General features: G+C 61.2%; 4 protein-coding genes. All 4 read left to right on the forward strand.

Annotated elements, in window-relative coordinates:
- A partial coding sequence (gene mreC / locus G5358_RS20530) for a rod shape-determining protein MreC (protein ID WP_421324827.1) occupies positions 1-720 on the forward strand: 720 nt, incomplete at its 5' end.
- A complete protein-coding gene (gene mreD, locus G5358_RS20535) occupies positions 720-1,205 on the forward strand; it encodes a rod shape-determining protein MreD (protein ID WP_005340054.1) in 486 nt (161 codons plus the stop codon). The genes mreC and mreD, both read left to right, overlap by 1 nt.
- A gap of 2 nt (positions 1,206-1,207) precedes the next feature.
- The gene (locus tag G5358_RS20540) at positions 1,208-1,795 is read left to right on the forward strand and encodes a Maf family protein (RefSeq protein ID WP_005340055.1); all 588 of its coding nucleotides are present in this window, start codon (positions 1,208-1,210) and stop codon (positions 1,793-1,795) included.
- 95 nt (positions 1,796-1,890) lie between these two features.
- Positions 1,891-3,185 (forward strand): ribonuclease G (rng, locus tag G5358_RS20545; RefSeq protein ID WP_421266939.1); only part of this gene is annotated, 1,295 nt, incomplete at its 3' end.

A 3,185-nucleotide genomic window follows, 5' to 3' on the forward strand; every position in this document is an offset into this window, starting at 1 on the left:
ACCCTGCTCGACACCATGTCGACCCAGGTGCAAACCCGCGCCGATCTCATCGAGCAGACCAAACAGCAGGAGCAGCAGCTGTTTACCCTGCGTGCCCGTCTGCTCAAAATGGATCAGCTGGAACACGAGAACCAGCGGCTGCGTGAGCTGCTGGGTTCGCCGGTGCACAAGGAGTCCCGCAAGATGGTGGCCGAGCTGCTGTCGGTGGATTCCGACCCCTTCAGCCATCAGGTGCTGATCAACAAGGGGGCGCTGGATGGCGTCTACAACGGTCAGGCGGTGATCAACGATCAGGGGGTGATTGGTCAGGTGCTCCACGTGGGCTCCACCACCAGTCGCGTGCTGCTGATCACCGACTCCAGCCACGGCATTCCGGTGCGGGTGTTGCGCAACGATTTGCGCGCCATTGCTTCCGGCAGTGGCGAGCTAGACAAGCTTGAACTGCGCAACCTGCCGCGCAACACCGATATTCAGGTGGGTGACCTGCTGGTCACCTCGGGTCTGGGTGGCCGCTTCCCGGAAGGTTATCCGGTGGCGACTGTGACCCGCTCCGAGTATGTGGAGGGCAAGCCCTTCGCCCAGGTCGAGGCCAAGCCGCTGGTCGAGCTGGACAGACTGCGCTATCTGCTGCTGCTGTGGACCGACAAGAAGCCTGAAGTACATCATGAGGATGGCGAACGGGCGGCTCCCGCTGCGTCCGCCGCAGGAGCCACCCGCTAATGCTAGAACCCGCCAGCGGCAGGATCTGGATCTGGATCTCGATCCTGCTGGCCTTGAGCCTGTCGATCCTGCCGCTTCCTTTCGAATTTGACCCCTTCCGCCCGGACTGGCTAGCCATGGTGCTCATCTACTGGGCACTGGCCTTGCCGCACCGGACCAACGTTGGCACCGCCTGGGTGGCGGGCCTGCTGCTGGATGTGCTGCTTGGCAGCACCCTCGGCGTGCGGGCGATGGCGATGGCCATCACCACCTATCTGGCGGCCTTCCAGTTCCAGAAGATCCGCAACTTCTCCCTCTGGCAGCAGGCACTGATCATCGGTGGCCTCTCGCTGGTGGGTAAAATGACGGTATTCTGGGCCGAGCATCTGTTCAGCCAGGCCAGTCTCAACTTCTCCTACTTTTGGTCGACGTTGACGACGATGCTAATATGGCCCTGGGTGTTTCTGGTGCTGCGCAAGGTGCGGCGCCGCTTCAATATCAGGTAAATATGAACAAAAACAACGAACCACAACTCTATCTCGCCTCGGCTTCTCCCCGTCGCCGTGAACTGCTGACCCAGATTGGCTACCGCTTCGAGGTGCTGAAACTGGATGTGCCCGAGCAGCGGGAAGAGGGTGAAAAGGCGCAGGATTATGTCTGCCGTCTCGCCCGTGACAAGGCGATGGCGGGCGTGGCGTGTGCGCCGACGGCGTTGCCGGTGCTGGGTGCCGACACCATAGTGGTGCTGGGCGACCGGGTACTGGAGAAACCGTCCGATCTGCTGGATGCCAAAGATATGCTGGAGTCCCTCTCCGGCAAGGTGCATCAGGTGATGACGGCGGTGGCGCTGGCCAGCAAGGATCGTTGTGACGTGCGTCTGGTCACCACCAACGTGGCGTTTCGCAAGCTGGACGAGGCCGAGATCGAGGCCTACTGGCAGACCGGTGAGCCCTGTGACAAGGCCGGGGCTTATGGCATTCAGGGTATTGCCGGCAAGTTTGTCAGTCGCATCGAAGGGAGCTATAGCGCCGTGGTCGGCCTGCCCCTGCTGGAGACAGACCTGCTGATCAAGCATCATCTGGAACAGCTCAAATAATTTCCCGTCAGCTGTGCTCTGCTGCGTTTCTCCCTTGCGCGCGTTGTACCGGATTGGCTCTATAGAATTCAAAACTGGAACAGGCAAGGTTACTTATGTCGGTAGAACTGCTGGTTAACGTTACCCCCTCCGAAACCCGGGTCGCCCTGGTCGAAAACGGTCTGCTGCAGGAAGTGCACGTAGAGCGTCAGGCCAAGCGCGGCATTGTCGGCAACATCTACAAAGGCAAGATCAGCCGGGTACTCCCGGGCATGCAGGCGGCCTTCGTCGATATCGGCATGGACAAGGCGGCCTTTTTGCATGCCTCCGATATCGTCCCCCACACCGAGTGTGTGGCGGTGAAGGAGAAGGAGCAGTTCCAGGTCGGCAACATCGCCGAGCTGGTGCGTCAGGGGCAGGACATCATGGTGCAGGTGGTGAAAGATCCGCTGGGCACCAAGGGTGCCCGTCTCACCACCGACATCACCCTGCCATCCCGCTATCTGGTCTTTATGCCGGGCAGTGCCCACGTCGGCGTCTCCCAGCGTATCGAGTCCGAAGCCGAGCGCGAGCGTCTCAAGCGTACCGTGGCCGGCTATGTGGATGAGCTGGGCGGCTACATCATCCGCACCGCCGCCGAAGGGGTGGGGGAGCAGGAGCTGGAGCAGGATGCCGCCTTCCTGAAACGGCTGTGGCGCAAGATCCTCGAGCGCAAGCAGAAGTATCCTCCCTGCAAGATCCTCTATGAGGATCCCAGTCTGGCGTTCCGGGTGGTACGCGACTTTGTCGGTGCCGAGCTCGACAAGATCCGCGTTGACTCCCGCCAGAGCTTCGATCAGCTCAAGCGCTTCACCGAGGAGTACGTGCCGGAGCTGGCCAGCAAGCTGGAGTACTACCCCGGCGAGTCGCCCATCTTCGATCTCTACGATGTGGAGAACGAGATCCAGCGGGCGCTGGAGCGCAAGGTGGAGCTGAAATCCGGCGGCTACCTCATCATCGACCAGACCGAAGCCATGACCACGGTGGATATCAACACCGGCGCCTTTGTCGGCCATCGCAATCTGGAAGAGACCATCTTCAACACCAACGTCGAGGCGACGGCGGCCATCGCCCGTCACCTGCGCCTGCGCAACCTCGGTGGCATCATCATCATCGACTTCATCGACATGCAGTCCGAGGATCACCGCCGCCGGGTGCTGCACAGTCTGGAGCAGGCGCTCTCAAAGGATCGTGCCAAGACCAACGTCAACGGCTTCTCCCAGCTCGGTCTGGTGGAGATGACCCGCAAGCGCACCCGCGAAAGTCTGGAGCATGTGCTCTGCTCCGAATGTCCCGAGTGCAAGGGGCGTGGCCGGGTCAAGACGGTGGAGTCGGTCTGCTTCGAGATCCTGCGGGAGATCATCCGGGTCAA

The sequence above is a fragment of the Aeromonas sp. 604176 genome (genome assembly GCF_049170755.1).
Classification (GTDB): domain Bacteria; phylum Pseudomonadota; class Gammaproteobacteria; order Enterobacterales; family Aeromonadaceae; genus Aeromonas; species Aeromonas veronii_A.